1 pseudogene is annotated in these 232 nt (G+C 69.8%); it reads left to right on the plus strand.

Going from position 1 to position 232, the window contains the following annotated elements:
• Positions 1-232 (plus strand): annotated as a pseudogene (locus tag SB751_RS35685) (glycosyltransferase); the annotation flags it as partial.

A 232-nucleotide genomic window follows, 5' to 3' on the forward strand; every position in this document is an offset into this window, starting at 1 on the left:
GTCGCGCCCGACCTGCACGGCGGCGTCGGAAGATGCGTTGCCTTCATCGCCGATGCCCTGCCCGAAAAGGGCCTGGACGCCGCGCTGTTCCTGCTGCGCTCGCGCAACCGCGAGTACCCGGTCGCCAATCCACGCGTGACACGGGCGCTGCCGGTCATCGAATCGCCCACCTCGCTGCGGCTGATGCTGCCGGTGGCGTTCTGGCGGCTGCTGAAGCAGATCCGCCGTGACC

The organism is Cupriavidus sp. SIMBA_020, assembly GCF_046535395.1.
GTDB classification, from domain to species: Bacteria; Pseudomonadota; Gammaproteobacteria; order Burkholderiales; family Burkholderiaceae; genus Cupriavidus; species Cupriavidus campinensis.